Origin of the sequence: Actinoplanes sp. NPDC048988, assembly GCF_043197815.1 — a bacterium.
GTDB lineage: Bacteria > Actinomycetota > Actinomycetes > Mycobacteriales > Micromonosporaceae > Actinoplanes.
On the sequence record NZ_JBICTW010000008.1, the window covers coordinates 41611 to 63172 of the forward strand.

The 21562-nt window shown below is 71.7% G+C and carries 20 protein-coding genes; 18 read left to right on the forward strand and 2 right to left on the reverse strand.

All coding sequences use genetic code 11. The annotated features are described in order from the left end of the window. The first annotated feature begins 356 nt into the window (after positions 1–356). From ACGFJ7_RS24780 to ACGFJ7_RS24820, 9 genes are all read left to right on the forward strand, one after another. Positions 357–683, forward strand: a complete 327-nt coding sequence (locus ACGFJ7_RS24780; protein WP_392644056.1) for a DUF167 domain-containing protein — start codon at positions 357–359, stop codon at positions 681–683. Next, the gene (locus ACGFJ7_RS24785; RefSeq protein ID WP_360253018.1) at positions 680–2215 is read left to right on the forward strand and encodes a potassium/proton antiporter; all 1536 of its coding nucleotides are present in this window, start codon (positions 680–682) and stop codon (positions 2213–2215) included. The genes ACGFJ7_RS24780 and ACGFJ7_RS24785 overlap by 4 nt, the downstream gene beginning before the upstream one ends. Before the next feature lie 305 nt (positions 2216–2520). Next, positions 2521–2928: a TraR/DksA C4-type zinc finger protein gene (locus ACGFJ7_RS24790; RefSeq protein WP_360253174.1), complete on the forward strand. Its 408-nt coding sequence runs from the start codon at positions 2521–2523 to the stop codon at positions 2926–2928. A gap of 29 nt (positions 2929–2957) precedes the next feature. After that, complete coding sequence (gene lspA, locus ACGFJ7_RS24795) at positions 2958–3512, forward strand: signal peptidase II (RefSeq protein WP_392644266.1); 555 nt, start codon at positions 2958–2960, stop codon at positions 3510–3512. A 41-nt stretch (positions 3513–3553) separates the two neighbouring features. Continuing rightward, positions 3554–4441: an RluA family pseudouridine synthase gene (locus tag ACGFJ7_RS24800; protein WP_360253176.1), complete on the forward strand. Its 888-nt coding sequence runs from the start codon at positions 3554–3556 to the stop codon at positions 4439–4441. Between the two features lie 4 nt (positions 4442–4445). Further along, positions 4446–5393, forward strand: a complete 948-nt coding sequence (locus ACGFJ7_RS24805; protein WP_392644058.1) for a hypothetical protein — start codon at positions 4446–4448, stop codon at positions 5391–5393. A gap of 133 nt (positions 5394–5526) precedes the next feature. Beyond that, a complete protein-coding gene (locus ACGFJ7_RS24810; protein WP_392644059.1) occupies positions 5527–7236 on the forward strand; it encodes an AAA family ATPase in 1710 nt (569 codons plus the stop codon). 75 nt (positions 7237–7311) lie between these two features. Beyond that, positions 7312–10848 (forward strand): DNA polymerase III subunit alpha, encoded by a 3537-nt coding sequence (dnaE, locus tag ACGFJ7_RS24815; protein WP_360253030.1) that lies wholly within the window; start codon positions 7312–7314, stop codon positions 10846–10848. Positions 10849–11830: 982 nt separating this feature from the next. Then, on the forward strand, positions 11831–12412 hold the full coding sequence (locus ACGFJ7_RS24820) for a hypothetical protein (protein WP_360253036.1): 582 nt from the start codon (positions 11831–11833) through the stop codon (positions 12410–12412). A 622-nt stretch (positions 12413–13034) separates the two neighbouring features. Here ACGFJ7_RS24820 and ACGFJ7_RS24825 read toward each other — a convergent pair. Continuing rightward, positions 13035–13742: an LON peptidase substrate-binding domain-containing protein gene (locus tag ACGFJ7_RS24825; RefSeq protein ID WP_360253039.1), complete on the reverse strand. Its 708-nt coding sequence runs from the start codon at positions 13740–13742 to the stop codon at positions 13035–13037. 147 nt (positions 13743–13889) lie between these two features. On the opposite strand from ACGFJ7_RS24825, the gene hisD reads away from it, so the two are divergent. The 7 genes from hisD to priA are packed head-to-tail and all read left to right on the forward strand — an operon-like array spanning position 13890 to position 18704. Further along, positions 13890–15197 (forward strand): histidinol dehydrogenase, encoded by a 1308-nt coding sequence (gene hisD / locus ACGFJ7_RS24830; protein ID WP_360253042.1) that lies wholly within the window; start codon positions 13890–13892, stop codon positions 15195–15197. Beyond that, positions 15194–16249, forward strand: a complete 1056-nt coding sequence (locus tag ACGFJ7_RS24835) for a histidinol-phosphate transaminase (RefSeq protein WP_360253045.1) — start codon at positions 15194–15196, stop codon at positions 16247–16249. The genes hisD and ACGFJ7_RS24835 overlap by 4 nt, the downstream gene beginning before the upstream one ends. Beyond that, on the forward strand, positions 16246–16857 hold the full coding sequence (gene hisB, locus ACGFJ7_RS24840; RefSeq protein WP_360253048.1) for an imidazoleglycerol-phosphate dehydratase HisB: 612 nt from the start codon (positions 16246–16248) through the stop codon (positions 16855–16857). The genes ACGFJ7_RS24835 and hisB overlap by 4 nt, the downstream gene beginning before the upstream one ends. After that, entirely contained in the window at positions 16857–17015 is a 159-nt protein-coding gene (locus ACGFJ7_RS24845; protein WP_179855327.1) for a hypothetical protein, read from the forward strand. The genes hisB and ACGFJ7_RS24845 overlap by 1 nt, the downstream gene beginning before the upstream one ends. Next, positions 17015–17650 carry an imidazole glycerol phosphate synthase subunit HisH gene (gene hisH / locus ACGFJ7_RS24850; protein ID WP_360253051.1) on the forward strand — a complete coding sequence of 212 codons (636 nt, stop codon included), beginning with the start codon at positions 17015–17017 and terminating at the stop codon, positions 17648–17650. Before ACGFJ7_RS24845 ends, hisH begins: the two co-directional genes overlap by 1 nt. Then, positions 17643–17966, forward strand: a complete 324-nt coding sequence (locus ACGFJ7_RS24855) for a hypothetical protein (protein ID WP_360253054.1) — start codon at positions 17643–17645, stop codon at positions 17964–17966. Before hisH ends, ACGFJ7_RS24855 begins: the two co-directional genes overlap by 8 nt. A 12-nt stretch (positions 17967–17978) precedes the next feature. Next, complete coding sequence (gene priA / locus ACGFJ7_RS24860; RefSeq protein WP_360253057.1) at positions 17979–18704, forward strand: bifunctional 1-(5-phosphoribosyl)-5-((5-phosphoribosylamino)methylideneamino)imidazole-4-carboxamide isomerase/phosphoribosylanthranilate isomerase PriA; 726 nt, start codon at positions 17979–17981, stop codon at positions 18702–18704. Here the strand turns inward: priA and ACGFJ7_RS24865 are convergent. Further along, complete coding sequence (locus tag ACGFJ7_RS24865) at positions 18650–19588, reverse strand: LysR substrate-binding domain-containing protein (protein WP_360253060.1); 939 nt, start codon at positions 19586–19588, stop codon at positions 18650–18652. The two genes, priA and ACGFJ7_RS24865, sit on opposite strands and share 55 nt — an antisense overlap. 72 nt (positions 19589–19660) lie before the next feature. Here ACGFJ7_RS24865 and ACGFJ7_RS24870 point away from each other — a divergent pair, with 72 nt between their 5' ends. Then, the gene (locus tag ACGFJ7_RS24870; protein ID WP_392644063.1) at positions 19661–20521 is read left to right on the forward strand and encodes an EamA family transporter; all 861 of its coding nucleotides are present in this window, start codon (positions 19661–19663) and stop codon (positions 20519–20521) included. Beyond that, complete coding sequence (gene hisF / locus ACGFJ7_RS24875) at positions 20518–21279, forward strand: imidazole glycerol phosphate synthase subunit HisF (protein WP_360253066.1); 762 nt, start codon at positions 20518–20520, stop codon at positions 21277–21279. The genes ACGFJ7_RS24870 and hisF overlap by 4 nt, the downstream gene beginning before the upstream one ends. Positions 21280–21562: the final 283 nt, after the last annotated feature.

Sequence of the window (21562 nt, forward strand, 5' to 3'; positions counted from 1 at the left end):
GCAGGCGCCGCCCCACCGGCACCCGCTCGCGCCACGCCCACGCCGCGCTGCGGTTTGGTGGTGGCCGGCGCCGCTCATGGGGTGATGCCCGCCTCGGTGATCGCCCGCACTCCTCTGCTCGCCGCGGCTGCGCCGTGCTGCTCCGCTCGTGCTGCCTCGCTCGGGTGGGACTGCGCCGCGCTGGTGAGACCGCCTGCGCGCGCCCTGATCCGCTCACCGGCCGGTGATCCCCTGCGCCCAGGCCGCGCCTCGGCCGCTGTGCTTGTCGTGGGTGAGGGTGGCGCGGGGACCCTTGAGGGCCGGGAGGGGTGAAAAGGGGCTCTCGTTTGTGGGCGCGGTGATCGGGACAATGGGGCATGGTCAAGCGCAGCGTGCCTCCGGAAGAGCCGGCCGTCGTCACCGTGGCGGTGCGGGTCAAGCCTGGCGCTGGGCGTACCAAGGTGGGTGGGGCCTATGACGGGCCGCATGGGGTTGCCTTGGTTGTTGCCGTGGGGGCTCCGGCGGTGGACGGTAAGGCGACCGAGGCCGCTCGGCGGGCTCTGGCGGGGGCGCTCGGGCTGCGGCCGGGGGCCGTCGCGCTCAAGGTCGGGGCCACCAGCCGGGACAAGGTTTTCGCTGTCATGGCGGGTGGTGTTGAGGTTGCCGCCCTTGTCGCCGCGCTGCGCGGCGGTCCGCCGGCATGAGCGGGAGCCTTGATACCTCTCTGCTCATCGGGGCGGCGGTTCTGCTGGTCGCGGTCGGGGCGGTTCGGCTCTCCACCCGGCTCGGGCTGCCCAGTCTTCTCGTGTATCTGGCCATCGGCATGGTCATCGGGGAGGCGGGGCTCGGCATTCGCTTCGATGATGCGGAGCTCACGCGGACGCTCGGGTTCTGCGCGCTCATCGTGATCATTGCCGAGGGTGGGCTCACCGCTCGGTGGAGCACCCTGCGGCCCGTGCTGGGGCTCTCCGCCTCGCTGGCCACCGTGGGGGTGGCGGTCAGCATCGCTGTGGTCGGTCTCGCCGTTCATCTGATCCTCGGTCTGCCCTGGCAGTTGGCCCTGCTCTACGGGGCCGTGCTGTCGTCGACCGACGCCGCCGCCGTCTTCGCCACGCTGCGGCGGCTGCGGTTGCCGCCCCGGCTGGTGGCGACGCTCGAGGCCGAGTCCGGCATGAACGACGCGCCGGTGGTTCTCCTGGTCGTTCTGCTGAGCGCCAGCGAGGTGGGTCAACACCCTTGGTGGTACGAGCTTCTGATCGTCGCCTACGAGCTGGCGGCGGGCGCGGCGATCGGGTTCGCGGTCGGCGCCGGTGGGCGCTGGCTGCTCCGGCACGCGGCGTTGCCGTCGGCCGGGCTCTATCCGATCGCCGCCGTGGGGCTCACGGTTCTCGCGTACGCGGCCGGGGCCGTGGCCCACTCGTCCGGGTTCCTCGCCGTCTACGTGGCGGGCGTGGTGCTCGGCAACGGGCGGATTCCGCACCGGCGGGCGATCCTCGGGTTCGCCGACGGGCTGGCCTGGGTGGCCCAGATCGGGCTGTTCGTGCTGCTCGGCCTGCTCTCCTCGCCATCACACCTGACCAGCGCGCTGGTGCCGGCCCTGGTGGTGGGGGTGGCGCTGGTCCTGCTGGCCCGGCCGCTGTCGGTGATCGTCTCGGCGGTGCTGGCCCGGCCGGTGCGGGGGCCGCGCCGGCCGGGCAACCGGGTCGGCTGGCGCGGCACCGCCTTCCTGTCCTGGGCGGGGCTGCGCGGGGCGGTGCCGATCGTGCTGGCCACCATTCCGCTCTCGGCCGGCACGGAGGGCGCCGAGGGGCTGTTCGACGCCGTCTTCGTGCTGGTCATCATCTTCACCCTGGTGCAGGCGACCACCCTGGGACCGGCGGCCCGGCTGCTCAAGGTCACCGCGCCGGCCGAGGCGGCCGAGCTGCACGTGGAGGCGGCGCCGCTGGAGCGGCTGAACGCCGACCTGCTGCACATGGACGTCTCGCCGGGGTCGAAGCTGGCCGGCGTCCACATCGACGAGCTGCGACTGCCCAAGGGCGCCTCGGTGAGCCTGGTGGTCCGCGACGGCGACGGCTTCGTGCCGGGACCGGACACCCGCTTGCGTACGGGGGACGCGCTGCTCATCGTGGCCACGGCGGCCGTCCGCGACCTGGCCGAGCGGCGGATGCGGGCGGTGAGCCGGCGCGGGCGGCTGGCCCGGTGGTTCGGCGAGGACGGGCGGGAGGAGCCGCACTGACCTCGCGTGGCAGGACAGCCCGGCGGCGGACCGGGGAGGGTGACCACCGACCGGCCGCCTCCGGCGAGCCGGTGGTGTGCCTCTGCGGTCGGGGGCGGGCGGACGCGTACATCTGGAGTTAGGTTGTCGCTTTCGAATACGTTCCGTATCCTTGCGGTCCTCCGAGAGTGCGCGGCTGTTCCGTTCAGCCGCGCTGTTTTCGCAGGTGGGGGAAGATCAACCGACAAAACGGGACAGGGAGGTCGGTGGAGGCGCCGACCTCACGGACGCTGATCGCCGCGCGGGGCGCGGCCGAGGGAGCGACGATGGCCAAGGCAAGCGACACCAAGGCAGCCGCCGCCAAGCGGACGCGCAGCGCGGCCGAGACCGAGAAGATCCGGGTCGCTCTGGTCGAGCGGCGCGACGAGCTTCAGGCCGAGTACTCGCAGTCGCTCAGCGAGATCACCGAGTTGGCCCGCGACCGCATGGAGGACTCCGCCGGCGACGACCAGGCCGACGCCGGCACGAAGACCTTCGAGCGTGAGCAGGAGATCACTCTGGCCAACAATCTGCTGGAGCGGATCAATCAGGTGGAACGCGCCATCGACCGCCTCGGCGAGGGGAACTACGGTTGGTGCGAGCGGTGCGGCAACCCCATCCCGGTCGAGCGACTGGCGGCGTTCCCCTCCGCGACTCTCTGTGTGTCTTGCAAGCAGCTGGAGGAACGACGCTGAACGCCGACGAGGCAACGGACGCGACCACCGTGGACGAGCCGGAGCCGGGTGCGCGCCCCGGGTTCAGCCGTGCCGCCGTGCTCGTGCTCGCCGCTACCGCCGTGGTGGCCGTGGCCCTCGACCAGTGGGTCAAGTGGCTCTCCACCGAGAACCTGACCGAGGGCGAGCCCGTACGCATCCTCGGCGGCCTGGTCTACCTTTCGCTGCTGCGCAACAGCGGCGCCGCCTTCAGCTTCGGTGAGGGCTACACCTGGGTGTTCCCGCTGATCACCATCGTGGTGATCGGCTGGATCGCCTGGATGGCCACCAAGCTGCGCTCGCTGCCGTGGGGGATCGCGCTCGGGCTCGTGCTCGGCGGCGCCCTGGGTAATCTGGGAGACCGGCTGTTCCGCGCGCCGTCCTTCCTCCACGGCCACGTGGTCGACATGATCAGCGTCTTCGGGCCGTACGCGGAGTACTTCGCCGTGTTCAACATCGCCGACGCGTGCCTGAGCGTCGGCGTCGTGCTGGCCGTGCTCCTCGAGCTCACCGGCCGGCAGCGGGACGGGCGACGACTCGTACGGAAGAAGGCCGAGAAGCAGTGAGCTCGCAACGATCCCTGCCCGTCCCCGACGGGCTCGACGGCATGCGCCTGGACCAGGCCGTGTCCCGTCTCTTCGGGCTGTCCCGCACGGCCGCCGCGACCCTGGTCGAGGCGGGCGACGCGCTGGTCGACGGCTACCCGCGCCCCAAGTCCGACAAGGTCAGCGCGGGCGCCTGGCTCGAGGTCACCCTCCCGTCGCCGGCGGCCGAGCAGGCGCCGGTGGCGCCCCAGCCGGTGCACGGGCTGACCATCGTCTACAGCGACGACGACATCGTGGTGGTGGACAAGCCGGTCGGCGTGGCCGCGCACCCCAGCCCCGGCTGGACCGGGCCGACAGTGGTCAGCGGCCTGGCCGCCATGGGGCAGAACGTGGCCACCAGCGGCGCCGCCGAGCGCCAGGGCATCGTCCACCGGCTCGACGTCGGCACCACCGGGCTCATGGTCGTGGCCAAGAGTGAGCTGGCCTACAGCGTCCTCAAGCGCGCCTTCAAGGAGCGCGAGGTGGACAAGCGCTACCACGCGGTCGTCCAGGGCCACCTGGACCCGCTGCGCGGCACCATCGACGCGCCGATCGACCGGCACCCGACCGCCGACTACAAGTTCGCGGTCATGTCCGACGGCAAGCCCAGCGTCACCCACTACGACACGCTCGAGGCGTTCCGCTCGGCCAGCCTGGTCGACGTGAAGCTCGAGACCGGGCGCACCCATCAGATCCGGGTGCACTTCTCGGCCCTGCGGCACCCGTGCGTGGGCGACACCCAGTACGGCGCCGACCCGACCCTGGCCGCCCGGCTCAAGCTCAACCGGCAGTGGCTGCACGCCCGCGAGCTGGCCTTCCTGCACCCGCGGACCCACGACGAGGTGCGCTTCGTCAGCGACTATCCCGACGACCTGAAGTACGCCCTCGACGTCCTTCAGGACGCGGCCTGAGCCCATGAGCCCCGCCCAGCGGGTGCGCTTGCTCTCCGCGTCCGACGCCCGGTTCGCGCTCGCCTGCGCGGCGGTGACGGCGGCGGTCGTGGCGCTCGGCGCGCTCTGGGCGGACCGGCGTGAGGTGGCGCCGGCCGGGGACTCCCACGAGGTCGTGCGGGTCGGTGTCGTCGAGGGACAGACAGTTCCGGGCTACCTCGACTCGTCACGTACCGAGCTGCGAGCGCTCGCCGAGCCGTCGGCGCCCACCGTCGGCGACACGTGGGCGCTGGTGAGCCTGTCCGGCTACACGGCGGCCGGCCGCCTGCCCGACCTGCTGCGGGGCGCGGCGGTGGCGCAGGTGTACGCCCGGGTTCCGATGCCGGGGCAGCACACCCAGGTCGTGCGGATCCCGGTCTACCGGCTGCCGGCCGACGTGCTCACCGGCATGCTCGACGCGGCCCTCGACCGGGACACCGAGAAGGCCGCGTACGACCAGCTGGCGTCGAAGCTCCCGGCGACCGAGGCTCGGGCCCGGGTGGCGTACGCGGCGGCCGCCCGCACGGCCGAGGTGGAGGCGGCGGCGTACCGGTCGGGATGCTCGTGCGTCTTCGCGGCCGTGGTCCGGGGCACCCCGGCCGCCTTGCAGGAGGTGGCGGCCCGGGTGGGGGTCCGCGCGGTGGACGTGGCGCCCGAGGTGCGCAGCCTCGACCGCACCGAGTTCCGGCCCCCGCTGCCCGAGCAGACCGGCGTCGTGCCGGCTGTGCCAACCGCGGCCACGGGCATTGCCTCACCGCCGTCCGCGCCGATAGTGTCGGCGCCCGGGGTCGATGTGACATCAGACTCATCGCGGGTCTCCGGGCACCTGACCGACCCTTCCGTCTCGGCATCGGAGGATCTTCCTGCCGTACCCTCTGCGTCAGACACGACCGCTGCTCACGATGCGACCAGCGCCTCGGCGGCAGCACCCTGAGCCCCGCCCGGACGTTAGGTCTCTAGTCGGTGGCACGGGCAGTGGCCCTATCGCGCTCGGCTCCGTAGCCTGTCAAAGGCGAACGGCCCGGGCGTGGGCATCACCGAAAGTTATGGGCAGGGAGGACTGAGCCGTGGAGGGGACCGAGACCGGCTGGGGCCGGCCTGCGGAACCAGCCCCGCGATGGCGGGCGCTGCTCGACCGCGCCCGGCACGGTTCCCGCGGCGCCGACGACCAGGCCGAGGAGCAGGAGCCCGAGGCGGCTCCGCCGGCCCCTCAGCAGTACGGGTCGCCGCTGCCCACCCGACGGCCGACCAACCCGCTCGACTCCCGGGGCGCGTCCTACGGGTCGCGGTACGACCAGCATCCGGCCGAGGCGCCGGCGGCGGCCGAGCCGCCGCCGCGAGCAGTGCCGCAACGGCCGATCAATCCGCTCGACCCGCGCTGGCAGGCGCGGTCACAGCCGGCTCCGCCGCCCGCCCCTTCCGCGCCGTCCGCTTCCTCGCCTTCCTCGCCATCCTCGTCTCCCTCGGGTCCCGAGCCCACCAGCTTCTTCGGGCCCTCGTCGCGGTCGGCCCCGGCGCAACCCCGTGACTATCCGCAGGCGCGGGCGTCGGCCGCGGCCCCGGTCGCGCAGCCGCCGGCCGCGTCCGGTTATCCCACGCCGTCGGCCGCCCCTGGTTACTCAGCGTCATCGGGTGCCGCGACGGGTTATGCCGGGTCGTCGGGTTATGCGGCGTCGTCGGGTGCCGCGTCGGGTTATGCCGGGTCGTCGGGTGCCGCGTCGGGTTATGCGGCGTCGTCGGGGCCCGCTCCGAGTTACGCCGCGCCGCCGGCCGCCGCCTCGGCTTTCGCCGCGCCGCCGGCCGCCGCTTCGGCTTTCGCCGCGCCGCCGATGACCTCGGCGCCGGCCGCTCCTCCGGTGCCGCCGCCGGCTGCTCTGCCGGCGCCCGCGCCGCGGGCGGCGCCGTCGCCGGCCTCGCCGACCTCGCCGGCCGGGGCGCGTATCGAGTGGCGGCAGACGCGGGCCGACGACGAGTTCGCCCGGGCCGTCTCGGTCATGCGGCGCAAGCTCGGCAAGCCGCGGGTGCTGGCGTTCGCCAACCCCAAGGGCGGCGTCCACAAGACCACCGCGACGGTGCTCGCGGCCGCCACCATCGGCAGCGTCCGCGGCCGGGGCGTGCTGGCCTGGGACGACAACGAGCTGCGGGGCACGCTCGGCCTGCGGGCCGGGAGCGCGCGGCACGCCCGTACCATCAAGCATCTTCTGGCCGATCTCCTGCAGATCGAGAATCTGCACGGTGACGCCCTGCTCCAGGAGCTCGACGGCTACCTGCGGCACGCCTCCGACGGGTCGTACGACGTGCTCGCCGGCGAGGAGAACCCGCGCTTCGCGCAGCGGCTCGACCAGGCCACCGTGCGCCGCGTGATGGACCTGCTGCGCCGCACCCACGACGTGATCTGTGTCGACACCGGCAACAACGTCGAGAGCGTCAACTGGCAGACCGTGATGCGCCAGGCCGACCAGCTCGTGATCACCACCGTGCCCCGCGAGGACGCGGCGTTCACCGCCGACTGGATGCTCGACGTGCTCGACGAAAGCGGCATGGGCGACCTGGTGTCGAACGCGGTGACGTTGATCTCCTGCCCCTCGCCGGGCCCGCTGCCGTTGCTCAACGACTTCGCCAAGCACTTCGCCACGCGCACCCGCGCGGTGGCCGTGGTGCCGTACGACCCGGCCCTGGAAGTGGGTTCCTCGATCGAGTACGCGGACCTCCAGCAGGAGACGCGCGCGGCGTGGCTCAAGGCCGCGTCTGTGATGATCGAGCCATTCGCCGAGTGACACGCGTTTCCCCCTCGTTCTTGTCGTAGCCGCCCGCTAGAGTCGGTCGGTCACTACAACTTCAGGGGGTCCCGGGTGTCTGACTCGTTCGTGCATCTCCACGTGCACACCGAGTATTCGATGCTCGACGGAGCTGCCCGCATCAAGGAAGTGCTGGCCGAGGCGGCCCGCCAGGGCATGCCGGGCGCGGCCATCACCGACCACGGCAACATGCACGGGGCGTACGACTTCTACACCCAGGCCAAGGCCGTCGGCGTGACCCCGGTGATCGGCGTCGAGGCGTACGTCGCCCCCGAGTCCCGCCTGATGAAGAACCGGGTCAAGTGGGGCCGCCCCGAGCAGAAGGGCGACGACGTCTCGGGTAACGGCGCGTACACCCACATGACCATGTGGGCGCGCAACGCGGTCGGGCTGAAGAACCTGTTCCGGCTCAACTCGCGCGGCTCGATGGAGGGCCAGCTCGGCAAGTACCCGCGGATGGACTTCGACATCATCGCGGAGCACGCCGAGGGCATCATGGGCACCACCGGCTGCCCGTCCGGGGCCGTGCAGACCCGGCTGCGGCTCGGCCAGTTCGACGAGGCGCTGAAATCCGCCGCGATGTACCAGGAAGCCCTGGGCAAGGAGAACTACTTCCTTGAGATCATGGACCACGGCCTCTCCATCGAGAGCCGGGTCCGCGACGGGCTCCTCGAGATCGGCAAGAAGCTCGGCATCCCGCCGCTGGTCACCAACGACTCCCACTACACGCACGAGGCGCAGGCCTCGGCCCACGACGTGCTGCTCTGCGTGCAGACCGGCAGCAACATCGCCGACCCCAACCGTTTCCGCTTCGACGGCGCCGGCTACTTCGTCAAGTCGGCCGACCAGATGCGCGCCGTCGACTCGTCCGAGGCGTGGCTCGAGGGCTGCCGTAACACCCTGCTCGTGGCCGAGCGGGTCGACACCGAGGGCATGTTCACCTTCAAGAACCTGATGCCCCGGTTCCCGATCCCCGACGGGTACACCGAGGAGGAGTACTTCCGCCACGTCGCGTACGAGGGCCTGCGCTCCCGCTTCCCCGGCGGCATCCCCGAGACCCACGTCAAGCAGGCGGAATACGAGCTCGGCGTGATCATCGAGATGGGCTTCCCGGCCTACTTCCTCGTGGTCGCCGACTTCATCCAGTGGTCCAAGCGCAACGGCATCGCGGTCGGGCCGGGCCGTGGCTCGGCCGCCGGCTCGCTGATCGCGTACGCCATGGGCATCACCGACCTCGACCCGCTGCCGCACGGCCTGATCTTCGAGCGGTTCCTCAACCCCGAGCGCATCTCGATGCCCGACGTCGACATCGACTTCGACGAGCGCCGGCGCGGCGAGGTCATCAAGTACGTGACCGAGCGCTGGGGCGAGGACAAGGTCGCGCAGATCGCCACCTTCGGCACGATCAAGGCCAAGGCCGCGATCAAGGACTCGGCCCGCGTGCTGGGCTACCCGTTCGCGGTCGGCGACCGGATCACCAAGGCGCTGCCGCCCGACGTCATGGGCAAGGGCATCCCGCTGTCGGGCATCTTCGACAAGGAGCACAAGCGGTACGGCGAGGCGGGCGAGGTCCGTACGCTGTACGAGACCGACCCCGACGTCAAAAAGGTGATCGACACCGCGCGCGGCATCGAGGGCCTGATCCGGCAGACCGGCGTGCACGCGGCCGGCGTCATCATGAGCGCCGAGCCGATCATCGACCACATCCCGCTCATGCGGCGCCCGGCCGACGGCGTGATCATCACGCAGTTCGACTACCCGACGTGCGAGACGCTCGGGCTGCTCAAGATGGACTTCCTGGGCCTGCGCAACCTGACGATCATCGACGACGCCAACAAGAACATCGAGCTCAACCACGGCAAGAAGCTCGATCTGCTGGCGCTGCCGCTGGACGACCCGAAGGCGTACGAGCTGCTGGCCCGCGGTGACACGCTGGGCGTGTTCCAGCTCGACGGTGGCCCGATGCGCTCGCTGCTGCGCCTCATGAAACCCGACAACTTCGAGGACATCTCGGCCGTCCTGGCCCTGTACCGGCCCGGCCCGATGGGCGTCGACTCGCACACCAACTACGCGCTGCGCAAGAACAAGCTCCAGGAGATCACCCCGATCCACCCGGAGCTGGAGGAGCCGCTGCGCGAGATCCTCGAGCCCACGTACGGCCTGATCGTCTATCAGGAGCAGGTGCAGCGCGCCGCGCAGATCCTCGCCGGCTACTCGCTCGGCCAGGCCGACCTGCTCCGCCGGGCCATGGGTAAGAAGAAGAAGGAGATCCTCGACAAGGAGTTCGTGCCGTTCCAGCAGGGCTGCATGGAGCACGGCTACTCCAAGGAGGCCATCCAGGCGGTGTGGGACGTGCTGGTCCCGTTCGCCGGCTACGCGTTCAACAAGGCCCACTCGGCGGCGTACGGGCTGGTCTCGTACTGGACGGCGTACCTCAAGGCGCACTACCCGGCCGAGTACATGGCCGGGCTGCTCACCAGCGTCGGCGACGACAAGGACAAGATGGCGATGTACCTGGCCGAGTGCCGGCGCATGGGCATCCAGGTTCTGCCGCCCGACGTCAACGAGTCGGCCGGCCCGTTCACCCCGGTCGGCAAGGACATCCGCTTCGGCCTGGCCGCGGTCCGCAACGTCGGGCACAACGTGGTCGAGGCGATCCGCCGCTGCCGCGACGAAAAGGGCAAATACCAGGACTTCTACGACTTCCTGTCCAAGGTCGACGCGGTCGCCTGCAACAAGAAGACCATTGAATCCTTGATCAAGGCCGGCGCGTACGACTCGATGGGCCACAGCCGCAAGGGCCTGCTCGCCGTGCACGCCGAGGCGATCGACGCGTACGCCGACGTGAAGCGCAACGAGGCGGCCGGGCAATTCGATCTTTTCGGCGCGTTCGCCGACACCGCGGAGGGCGGCAGCGCGGCCACGGTCGCGATGCCCCCGATCACCGACGACGAGTGGGACAAGCGCGACAAGCTGGCCTTCGAGCGGGAAATGCTCGGCCTGTACGTCTCCGACCACCCCCTCGCGGGCCTCGAGCAGCTGCTGCACAACGCGGCCGACACGACGATCGCGGCGCTCAACGAGGAAGGCTCGGTCCCCGACGGCCAGGTGGTGACCCTCGCCGGCATCCTCACGGGCGTGCAGCGGCGCATCACCAAGCAGGGCCGGGCGTGGGCCTCGGCCACCCTGGAAGACCTGGCCGGTGGGGTCGAGGCGCTGTTCTTCCCGAACACCTACGAGGTGATCGGCCAGTTCATCGCGGAAGACGCCATCGTGGTGGTGAAGGGCCGCGTCGACCGGCGCGACGACACCCCGCGCATCATGGCGATGGACATGTCGCTGCCGGACGTCACCCACAACCCCGACAGCAAGCCGATCACCCTGACCATGCCGATCACCAGGTGCACGCCGCCGCTGGTCTCCGAGTTGAAGGACATCCTGACCAGTCACCCCGGCGACTCCGAGGTGCACGTCCACCTCCAGAACGGCAGCCGCACCACGGTCCTGCGCCTGGGCGCGGTCCGGGTCGCGCCGACGCCGGCACTGCGAGCCGACCTGAAGATGATCCTCGGCCCGTCCGCGGTGGCCTAGGGCGAGCGGGACGGCGCGGCGGGGAACCTGGCAGGATCGTAGGGTGAACGCGAGCCAGGAACCGGCGCCCCACAATCAGCCCGGCCCACCCCCGCCCGACCCGACGGCCACCCCGGCCACCGGCGCTCCGGCGGGCTTCGAGGCCCCGGCCTGGCTCGATTCCCCCCGCGCCCCGAGCACCGCCGAGCCGCGGCCCACTCCCGCCTCCGGCCCGGACAGCGGCGCGCAGTCCCGGCCTGCTCCCGGTTCGGCCACCGGCGGCGGCGCGAAGCCGTGGTCCGCTCCCGGTTCCGGCCCGGACGGCGGCGCGCTGCCGTCGTCCGCTTCTGGTTCCGGTTCGGACGGCGGCGGGCAGCCGAAGTCCGCTTCTGGTTCCGGCCCGGCCAGCGGCGCGCAGCCGTCGTCCGCTTCTGGTTCCGGTCCGGACGGCGGCGGGCAGCCGTCGTCCGCTTCTGGTTCCGGTTCGGACGGCGGCGGGCAGCCGAAGTCCGCTTCTGGTTCCGGTCCGGCCAGCGGCGCGCGGCCGTGGGGCAGCGCCGCTCCGGAGGGCGGCGCTGGTGTGCAGCCGTGGTCCGCCTCCACCCCCAACTCCGGCGCGGAGGGCGGCGGGCAGCCCATCCCCTCTCCCGGTCCAAGCTCCGGGCTCGACGGCGGCCAGTCGTGGTCCGGCGGCGGCGCTGGCTCGGGCGACGGCGGGCAGCCGTGGGACGGCGCTGGCTCGGGCGACGGCGGGCAGCCGTGGGACGGCGCTGGCTCGGGCGACGGCGGGCAGCCGTGGGGTGGTGCTGGCTCGGGTGATGGTGGGCAACCCTGGAGTGGCGCCGGCTCGGGCAGCGGTGTGCCGCCCTGGTCTGGGGAACGGGGTGGTGGGTACGGGCTTGCGCATTTGTCGGGGCCTGAAGCGGGGGAGCCCGGGGCCGTGCGGGAGGGCTCGCGGCGGCCCTGGCGGCGTACCCTTGTGGTGTCTTTATCGGTTTTTGCTGTGATTTTCGTGCTGGGTGGGCCGCTTGGGCTGCTGTGGCAGTGGATCGCGCCTTCGGTGCCGATGATCGGCGTTGGGTCGGGCCGGATCGCGGTGAACGATCCGTCGCCGGAGGAGTACATCGCGGCTGACGGCTGGTTCACGCTGTTGGGGCTGGGGTTCGGGCTGATCGTGGCTATCGGCGCCTGGCTCTTGCTGCGCCGCGACCGGGGACCGTTCCTGCTGGTCGGCATCGTGGCCGGCGCTTTTGGCGCGGGCTATCTGGTCGCGCCCTGGCTGGGCGAGAAGATCGGTCGCGGCGACTACGAGCATTGGCGTGACACGGCCCAGCAGGGTTCCACGCACTTCGCCCCGCCCGAGGTGCACTCGCTCGGCCCGATGCTGGTCCCGGCCTTCGCGGCGGCGATCGCCCTGACCCTCATGGCCGGCTGGTCGAACGACCCCGACCTGGACGCGCCCGGCGCCCGCCCCGGCTACGGCCCCAACGCCGGCGATCCGCCCTACGCGGAGAGCGACTGGTCGAGTCAGACACCGTCCGACTCGACCGCCACGGGCAGTTCAGCGGAGCCACCCCGCACCTAGCACCCAAGCCGAAGGAACCGGGTTGGGGGGCGCGGTTCCGCGCTTTGTGCAGGCGGCACGGCTCTCGGCGCGCGCCATGGCGGATGGTTCGGCGGGCGGCGGCTCTCGCTGGGCGCCATGGCGGGTGGTTCGGCGGGCGGCGGCTTCCGGTGGGCGCCATGGCGGGTGGTTCGGCGGGCGGCGGCTTCCGGTGGGCGCCATGGCGGGGTGGCTCGGCCGGGGAGTCCCGTTCGGTGCGCGCTTTCGGGCGGTGGGGCTTCAGGTGGGCTCTGGCGCCTGCCGATCGCCCGGCTTCAGGGTGGGCCGGTTCTCATCGACCGGCCTTCTGGTGGATGAGGCTCGTTCGGATTCGGGGCGAACGGATGGCCGTCGAGGTTCACTACCCGGCCGGACCGGGCGTGTCGTGTGCCTCGTTCGGTGGCGCTCAGGGCGCCGCGGCTTTCAGGTGGGCCCGTTTTGTCCGGTCCGCCGACGCGGCGGTGACGGGGTGCGGCGGTGACGGGGTGCGGCGGTGACGGGGTGCGGCGGTGACGGGGTGCGGCACTGATGGCGGGCGGGGCTCGTTCGGGGTGCGGCGTGGGCGTGCCGCCTGCCGGGTGGGTTTCGGTGGCCCGGGGTGGGGTCAGTTCGGGCTGGCGGGGCGGGCCAGGTCGGAGAGGGGGACCGGCACTGCTCGGACGCGGGCCAGGAGGCCGGACTCGCGGTTGAGGAGCTTCAGTTCGGTACGGAGGCGGGCCGCGGTGTCGGGGGCGGCCAGCAGAGCCTGGCGTTCCTCGGTGGTCAGCTGGGCCGTGGCCGCGATCAGGTGGGACAGGACCGTCGGGTCGGCCGGTACCGCGTCCAAGCCCTCGGAGTCGGGGCGGAGCAGTTCCAGGTAGGCGCGGAAGGCGGCCAGAGCCCGAGGGGCCAGCAGCTCGGCCGTCTCGTCGGGGGACTCGTCGGGGAGCCACTCCACGTCGGCGGTCAGGTAGGGCTCGTCGCCCTGGAGGACGTCCTTGATCTGGAAGCGGCGGCGGCCGACGGTCATGATGTCGTAGCGGCCGTCGGAGAGTTCGGTCACCTGGCGCAGCTCGGCGGTGCAGCCGACCTGGTAGAGGTCTTCCGTGGTGATCGGCGGGGGTGGCGCGGACGGGCCGTCGGTGGTGTCGGGGGCCGGGGCCTCGGCGCCGCGGCGCAAGGTCACCACGCCGAATTCGTGTGGTTCGTCGGCGGGGGCGGCCACCAGCTCGCGCACCAGCGCGCGGTAGCGCTCCTCGAAGATGTGCAGGGGGAGCACCAGGCCCGGGAACAGCACCGTGCCCAGCGGGAACACCGGCAGCCGCTTGCTCACGAAAACAGCCTATCGGTAGGCCGACCATGGTCAACCCGTCCCCAAGGCCACAAAAGTCACCGCGCGGGGGAGGGTGGGGTATCCCACGTCCTGGGCCCGGCTGCGGCGCTTAGGGGGAAACGGGGTGGGCAGCCTAAACTTGACGTCGTGCTGAATCGGACCGACCTGCGTGGCTCCCGGCGGGACCCGCGTGGACTGCTGCCCCGTGCCCAGCTCGACGTCTCCCAGGCTGTCGAGCGGATCCGCCCGGTTGTCGAGGCGGTCCATCGGCATGGCTTCAGCGCGATCCGGGAGGCCACCGAGAAGTTCGACGGCGTGACGCTCGAGCGGCTGCGGGTGGCCAAGGAGGACATCGCGGCGGCCGAGCAGAGCCTCGAGCCGGCGGTGCGGGCGGCGCTGCTCGAGTCGATCAAGCGGGCGCGGAAGGTGCACGCGGATCAGCGGCGTACCGACGTCACGACCAAGGTCGTCGACGGTGGCACCGTGACCGAGCGCTGGATCCCCGTACAGCGGGTCGGTCTTTATGTTCCCGGCGGTCTGGCCGTCTACCCGTCCACCGTGGTCATGAACGTCGTGCCGGCGCAGGAGGCCGGGGTCGACGCCCTCGTGGTGGCCAGCCCGCCGCAGAAGGAGAACGGTGGGCTGCCCGACGCGCGGGTGCTGGCCGCTTGTGCGCTTCTCGGGGTCGATGAGGTGTACGCCGTGGGCGGCGCCCAGGCCATCGCCATGCTGGGGTACGGGTCGGACGGGGTCGACGCGAGCGACCGGTGTGAGCCGGTCGACGTGATCACCGGGCCGGGCAACATCTGGGTGACCGCGGCCAAGCGGCTGCTCCAGGGCACCGTGGGCATCGACGCCGAGGCGGGGCCGACCGAGATCGCCATCCTGGCCGACGAGACGGCCGACCCGCGGCATGTCGCGGCCGACCTGATCAGCCAGGCCGAGCACGACCCGCTGGCCGCCAGCGTGCTCGTCACCGACTCCGAGGCGCTGGTCGACGCGGTCGAGGCCGAGCTGCTCACGATGGTCCCCGCCACCAAGCACGCGGCCCGGGTGCGGACCGCCCTGACCGGCGAGCAGTCCGGCGTCGTGCTCGTGGACGACCTCGAGCAGGGTTTGCGCGTCGTCGACGCGTACGCGGCCGAGCACCTGGAGATCCAGACGCGCGACGCGCGGCAGTGGGCCATGCGGGTCCGCAACGCCGGCGCGATCTTCGTGGGGGCCTGGTCGCCGGTGTCGCTCGGCGACTACGCGGCCGGCTCCAACCACGTCCTGCCGACCGCCGGTTGCGCCCGGCACTCGTCGGGGCTCTCGGTCCAGTCGTTCCTCAAGGGCGTGCACGTGATCGAGTACGACGAGGCCGCCCTGCGCGACGTCGCCGGCCACGTGGTCGCGCTGGCCGACGCGGAAGACCTGCCCGCGCACGGCGAGGCTGTGAAGGCCCGATTCGCATGACCGATCTCCCCATCCGAGATGATCTGCGCGGTAAGTCGCCCTACGGGGCGCCGCAGCTCGACGTCGCCGTGCGGCTCAACACGAACGAGAACTCCTACCCCGTTCCCGACGATGTGGTCGAGGCGATCGGCAAGGCCGTGCAGGCCGAGCTGCGCGACCTGAACCGCTACCCCGACCGCGACGCCGTCGCGTTGCGGGCCGAGCTGGCCGGTTACCTCGGGCACGGTCTGACCACGGCCAACGTGTGGGCCGCGAACGGGTCGAACGAGGTGCAGCAGCAACTGCTGCAGACGTTCGCCGGGCCGGGGCGCAGCGCGCTGGGCTTCGGCCCGTCGTACTCGATGCATCCGCTTCTGGCCCAGGGCACCGGCACCCGCTGGATCGGCGCGCTGCGTGACCCCGACTTCGGCCTGCGGCCCGAGGCGGCCGTCGCCGAGATCGAAAAGCACGACCCGGACGTGGTCTTCGTCTGCTCGCCGAACAACCCGACCGGTACGGCGCTCGACCCGGCCGTGATCGACGCCGTGCTCGGGGCCGCGCGCGGCATGGTGATCGTGGACGAGGCGTACACGGAGTTCGCCCGGCCCGGCACGCCGAGCGCGCTGACCCTGCTGCCCGGGCACCCTCGGCTGGTGGTGAGCCGGACCATGAGCAAGGCGTTCGGCTTCGCCGGGGGCCGGCTGGGCTATCTGGCCGCCGACCCCGCCGTGGTCGACGCCGTGCAGCTGGTCCGGCTGCCGTACCACCTGTCCGCCCTCACCCAGGCCGCCGCCCGCGCGGCCGTCGTGCACCGCGACTCGCTGCTGGCCACCGTCGAGGCGATCAAACAGCAGCGTGACCGCATCGTCACGACGCTGCGTGAGCGCGGCTTCAAGGTGGCCGACAGCGACGCCAACTTCGTCCTGTTCGAAGTCGGCGGGGACCAGAAGATCGCTTGGCAGCGACTGCTCGACCGCGGTGTTCTCGTCCGTGACGTCGGTCTGGCAGGGTGGCTACGAGTTACGGCCGGCACCCCCGCCGAGACCGACGCATTCCTGGAGGCTTTGCAGTGAGCCGGACCGCGCGCATCGAGCGCGTCACGAACGAGACCAAGGTGCTCGTCGAGATCGACCTGGACGGCACGGGTCAGGGCGACCTGAGCACCGGCGTCGGCTTCTACGACCACATGCTCAACCAGCTGGCCCGGCACGGCGGATTCGACCTGACGGTGCGTACCGAGGGCGACCTCGAGATCGACTCGCATCACACCATGGAGGACACCGCCATCGCTCTGGGCGAGGCCTTCGCGCAGGCGCTCGGCGACAAACGGGGCATTCGGCGGTACGGGTCGGCGACCATCCCGATGGACGAGGTGCTGGTCCGGGCGGCGGTCGACCTGTCCGGCCGGCCGTACGTGGTGCACGACGAGCCGCTGCTCACCCCGTACATCGGCCCGGTCTACGCGACCAGCATGACCCGGCACATCTTCGAGGCGTTCGGCCACGCGGCCAAGGTCACCCTGCACGTGGACGTGCTGCGGGCCTGCCGCCCGGGCGGGCACCCCGACGCCCACCACGTGGTCGAGGCGCAGTTCAAGGCGTTCTCGCGGGCGCTGCGCGAGGCCGTCGAGATCGACCCGCGCAACGCCGGTCAGCTCCCGTCCACCAAGGGCGTGCTCTGATGGCCATCGCCCTGTTCATCCTGGCCGGCTTCCTGGTCGGCGGCGTCATCCAGCTGATCAAGTCGGGCGCCACCAAGTTCAGCGTCGGGCTGGTCGGCGTGCTGGCCGCCCTGGCCGTCGCCGGCGGCATCGCCTGGCTGCTTCCGGGGGACAACTGATGCCCAATGTCGTCGTGCTCGACTACGGGTCGGGCAACCTGCGGTCGGCCGAGCGGGCGGTCGCCCGTACCGGCGCCGACACGACGGTGACCAGCGACCTGGCGCTCGCGGCGGAGGCCGACGGCCTCGTCGTGCCGGGCGTCGGGGCGTACGCGGCGTGCATGGCCGGCATCGACGAGATCCAGGCCGGCCCGATGATCGCGGCACGGGTCGCGGCCGGGCGCCCGGTGCTGGGCATCTGCGTGGGCATGCAGATCCTGTTCGACTCGGGTGTCGAGCACGGCGTCGAGACGAAGGGCCTGGGCCTGCTGCCGGGCGTCGTCAGCAAGCTCGCCGCGCGGCGCATCCCGCACATGGGGTGGAACACGGTCGACGTCGCGGACGACTCGGTCCTGCTGGCCGGCCTCGATCCGGACGTGCGGTTCTATTTCGTGCACTCGTACGGCGCCTCGGACCTTGACGCCTTGACGGAAGCCGGCGCCAAGGTGACCACCGCGAGCCACGACGAGCCGTTCGCGGCGGTCGTCGAGCACGGCGCGCTCAGCGCGGCGCAGTTCCACCCGGAGAAATCGGCCGACGCGGGCTACGGGCTGCTGCGCAACTGGGTCGCCGGTCTCCCGTCGTCAGATGTCTAAGGAGCGAGCGCGCCGCCGCGCCGAGCGGCTCGCTGTGCTCGAGAAAGAGAAAGCGGCGCGGGCCCGGCGCGTCGGGCGGCGGGCGCGCCGCCGCGCCCTCGTCCAGCGCCTCACACCGCAACGGCGGCGGAGCTCGGGCACGCTGCATCGGCGCAGCCGCAACGAGCGTCTCGGCATCGTGCTGGTGCCGCTGGTGGCCATCGCCGCGGTCTGGCTGTGGGTGCCCGAAATGCCGCTGCGGATCGTCCTCACTCTGCTGATCGTTCTGGCCGCTCCGGCCCTCGTGGTCGTCATTCTCGGTCGCAAGGCCGGATAAAGGGGAATTCTCATGACACTCGCCCTCCTGCCCGCCGTCGACGTCGCGGACGGTCAAGCCGTACGCCTCGTCCAGGGCGCCGCCGGCTCGGAGACCTCGTACGGCGACCCGCTCGAGGCCGCGCTGGCCTGGCAGAACGACGGCGCCGAGTGGGTGCACCTGGTCGACCTGGACGCGGCCTTCGGGCGCGGATCCAACGCTTCGTTGCTGGCGGACGTGGTGGCCCGGCTCGACGTCAAGGTGGAGCTGTCCGGCGGCATCCGCGACGACGAGTCGCTGGCCCGGGCGCTGGCCACCGGCTGCGAGCGGGTCAACATCGGCACCGCCGCCCTGGAGGACCCCCAGTGGTGCGACCGCGTGGTGTCCGAGTACGGCGACCGGGTCGCGATAGGGCTGGACGTGCGCGGGCGCACCCTGTCGGCGCGGGGCTGGACCCGCGACGGCGGTGACCTGTTCGACGTGCTGGGCCGGCTCGACAAGGCGGGCGCGGCCCGGTACGTGGTCACCGACATCACCAAGGACGGCATGATGCGCGGGCCGAACCTGGAGCTGCTGCGCGAGGTGTGCGCGGCCACCGACCGCCCGGTGATCGCCAGCGGCGGGGTGTCCACCCTCGACGACCTGCGGGCGCTCAAGGCGCTGGAGCCGGCCGGGGTGGAGGGCGTGATCGCGGGGAAGGCGCTCTACGCGGGCGCGTTCACCGTGGCCGAGGCGCTCGCCGCGCTGCGCGAGGCCTGAGCCGCCCGGCTCCAGGACAGACGGAGGGCCTCCTCGGCCGCCCGGATCGCCGGGCGGGCGGCGGAGGCCTCCCGCCACGCGATGACCACGCGCCGGCGCGGTTCCGGCGTGAGCCTCACCACCCGTACCCCCTCGGGCAATCGATGTGACCGGGCGAGCCGGGGGATGACCGCCACGCCCAGCCCGGCCGAGATCAGGGTCAGCTGGGTCTCGAACTCGCCGACGTGGAAGTCGGGCTGCACGCCCGGAAGCACCCGCAGCAGCCATTCGTGGCAGATGTCGCCGGCCTTGGCGGCGATCCAGCGCTCGTCGCGCGCCGTGGCCAGCGTGGTCGTGGCGCCGAAGCGATGACCGGTCGGCACGATCAGGTCGGCCACGTCCCAGCCCAGCTCGACGTGGGTGATGCCGCTCGGATAGCGCAGGGCCACCTCGGGCCAGTCGTCGAGCACGGCCAGGTCGACGTGCCCGCGGTGCAGCATGTCGAGCCCTTCGTGCGGGTTGACCTCGACCAGGCCGGTGGTCAGTTGCGGGTGGTCGGAGGCCAGGCGATGCAGCGCGTACGGGAGGAGGGCGCGGCACGCGGTGGCGAACGCGGCCACCGTCAGCCGCCCGATCACCGTGTCCCGGTGCGCGGCCAGCGCCGCCTCGGCCTCGTCGACGGTGGCCAGCACCTTTTCCGCGTGCCGGGCGAGCACCTGGCCGGCCTCGGTGAGCCGCAGCCGCCGCCCGTCCTTCTCGACGAGTGTGGCGCCGGTCTCGCGTTCGAGCTTGGCGAGCTGCTGGGACACCGCGGAGGGGGTGCAGTGGAGGGCTTCGCCGGCCGCGAGCACGGTTTTGTAGCTGGCCACGGCGTGCAAGGCCCGTAGCCGCCCGAGGTCGATCATGTAGCGAGGCTACAGTAATGCCTTAGGTATTTTCGCTGGTGCTTAATGGTGCCGGCTCGCCAAGGTCGATACATGAGACCACGCGACATCGGGATCGCGGTCGCCGTCACCGCCGTCTGGGGCTTCAACTTCGTGGTGATCGAGACCGGGCTCGACCATTTCCCGCCGCTGCTGTTCAACGCGCTGCGCTTCACCCTGGCCGCGTTCCCGGCGGTGCTGTTCGTGGGCCGCCCGCAGGTGCCGTGGCGGTGGATCGTCGCGGTCGGGCTGATCCTGGGTGTCACGAAGTTCTCGCTGCTGTTCGCGGGCATGGCGGCGGGGATGCCGGCCGGCTTGAGCTCCCTGGTGCTGCAGAGCCAGGCGGTGTTCACGCTCGGCTTCGCGGTGTTGCTGCTGCGGGAGCGGCCCCGGCCCGTACAACTGAGCGGTCTGCTCTTGTGTGTCGCCGGCGTGGCCCTGGTGGCGACGCGAATGGGCACGAACCTGGGCGCGTTCCTGCTGATCGTCGGCGCCGGCGCGGCCTGGGGCCTGTCGAACATCGCCACCCGCAAAGCGTCCCCGCCGGACACGCTGCGCTTCATGGTGTGGGTCAGCGCCGTCGCCGCGGGCCCGTTGATCCTGCTCACGCTGGCGTCCTCGGAAGACGTCTCCGCGCTGCGCGCGTTCGACCTGGAGGCTTTCGGAGCTTTGGCGTACGTCGCGCTGGTCTCGACGCTTGCGGCCTTCGCGGGCTGGGGTTTCCTTCTTCGTACGTACGGGGCGAGCACAGTGGCGCCGTTCTCGATGCTGGTCCCGTTCTTCGGCATGGCGTCGGCCTGGCTGTTCCTGGGGGAGCAGCTTCGCGCGGTCGACATGGCGGGCGGCACGCTGGTGGTAGGCGGCATCCTGCTGGGGCTGAGCGGGCGAAAGCCGTTGGTTAGGGTTGGCGCATGACAGTTGCCGTGCGCGTGATCCCCTGCCTGGACGTGGACGACGGCCGCGTGGTCAAGGGCGTCAACTTCGTCGACCTGCGCGACGCCGGCGACCCGGTGGAGCTGGCGGCGGCGTACGACGCGGCCGGCGCCGACGAGCTGACGTTCCTGGACGTGACGGCCTCCTCGGCCGGCCGGGGCACGATGCTCGACGTGGTACGCCGTACCGCCGAATCGGTCTTCATCCCGCTGACGGTCGGAGGCGGCGTCCGCTCGGTCGACGACGTGGACGTCCTGCTGCGAGCCGGCGCCGACAAGGTGGGCGTGAACACGGCCGCCATCGCCCGCCCCGCCTTGATCAGCGAAATCGCCCAGCGCTTCGGCAACCAGGTGCTGGTCCTGTCCCTGGACGTCCGCCGTTCCCCCGACCAGCCCAGCGGCTGGGAGGTGACCACACACGGCGGCCGCCGAAGCGCCGGCTTGGACGCCATCGAATGGGCCCGCACAGTAGCGTCCCTGGGAGCCGGCGAGATCCTCCTGAACTCGATGGACGCCGACGGCACAAAGGCCGGCTTCGACCTGGACTTGATCGCCGCCGTACGAGCAGTGGTAGACATCCCGGTAATCGCCAGCGGCGGCGCCGGAAAGGTCTCCCACTTCGCCCCCGCAGTAGCCTCAGGCGCCGACGCGGTATTGGCCGCCAGCGTCTTCCACTTCGGCGACCTCACCATAGGCGAGGTAAAGCAAAGCCTCCGAGAAGCCGGCAATCCGGTCCGCTGAGCACAATTAAAATCCATTCCCGCGCAGAATTCGCACCACGCTTACCGCCCACATTGGAATCCGGCTAATAGCCGATTTCCGTTGTGGCCGCCAGAGCTCCCACCCGGGCACTCCTAGCACCGACAGTTGCGGCCTCCCCACCGTCGACGGCGGCGATCGTGGCCGCGCTGCTTGCCGGCCGCCGCGCTGGCGCCTCCGGCGGGGTTGCCAGCAGTCACGTCTCCGCTGCGTCTCCGTTGAATGCCGCGCTGATGGTGTCGCTCGCGGCCGCAACGCCGTTGGG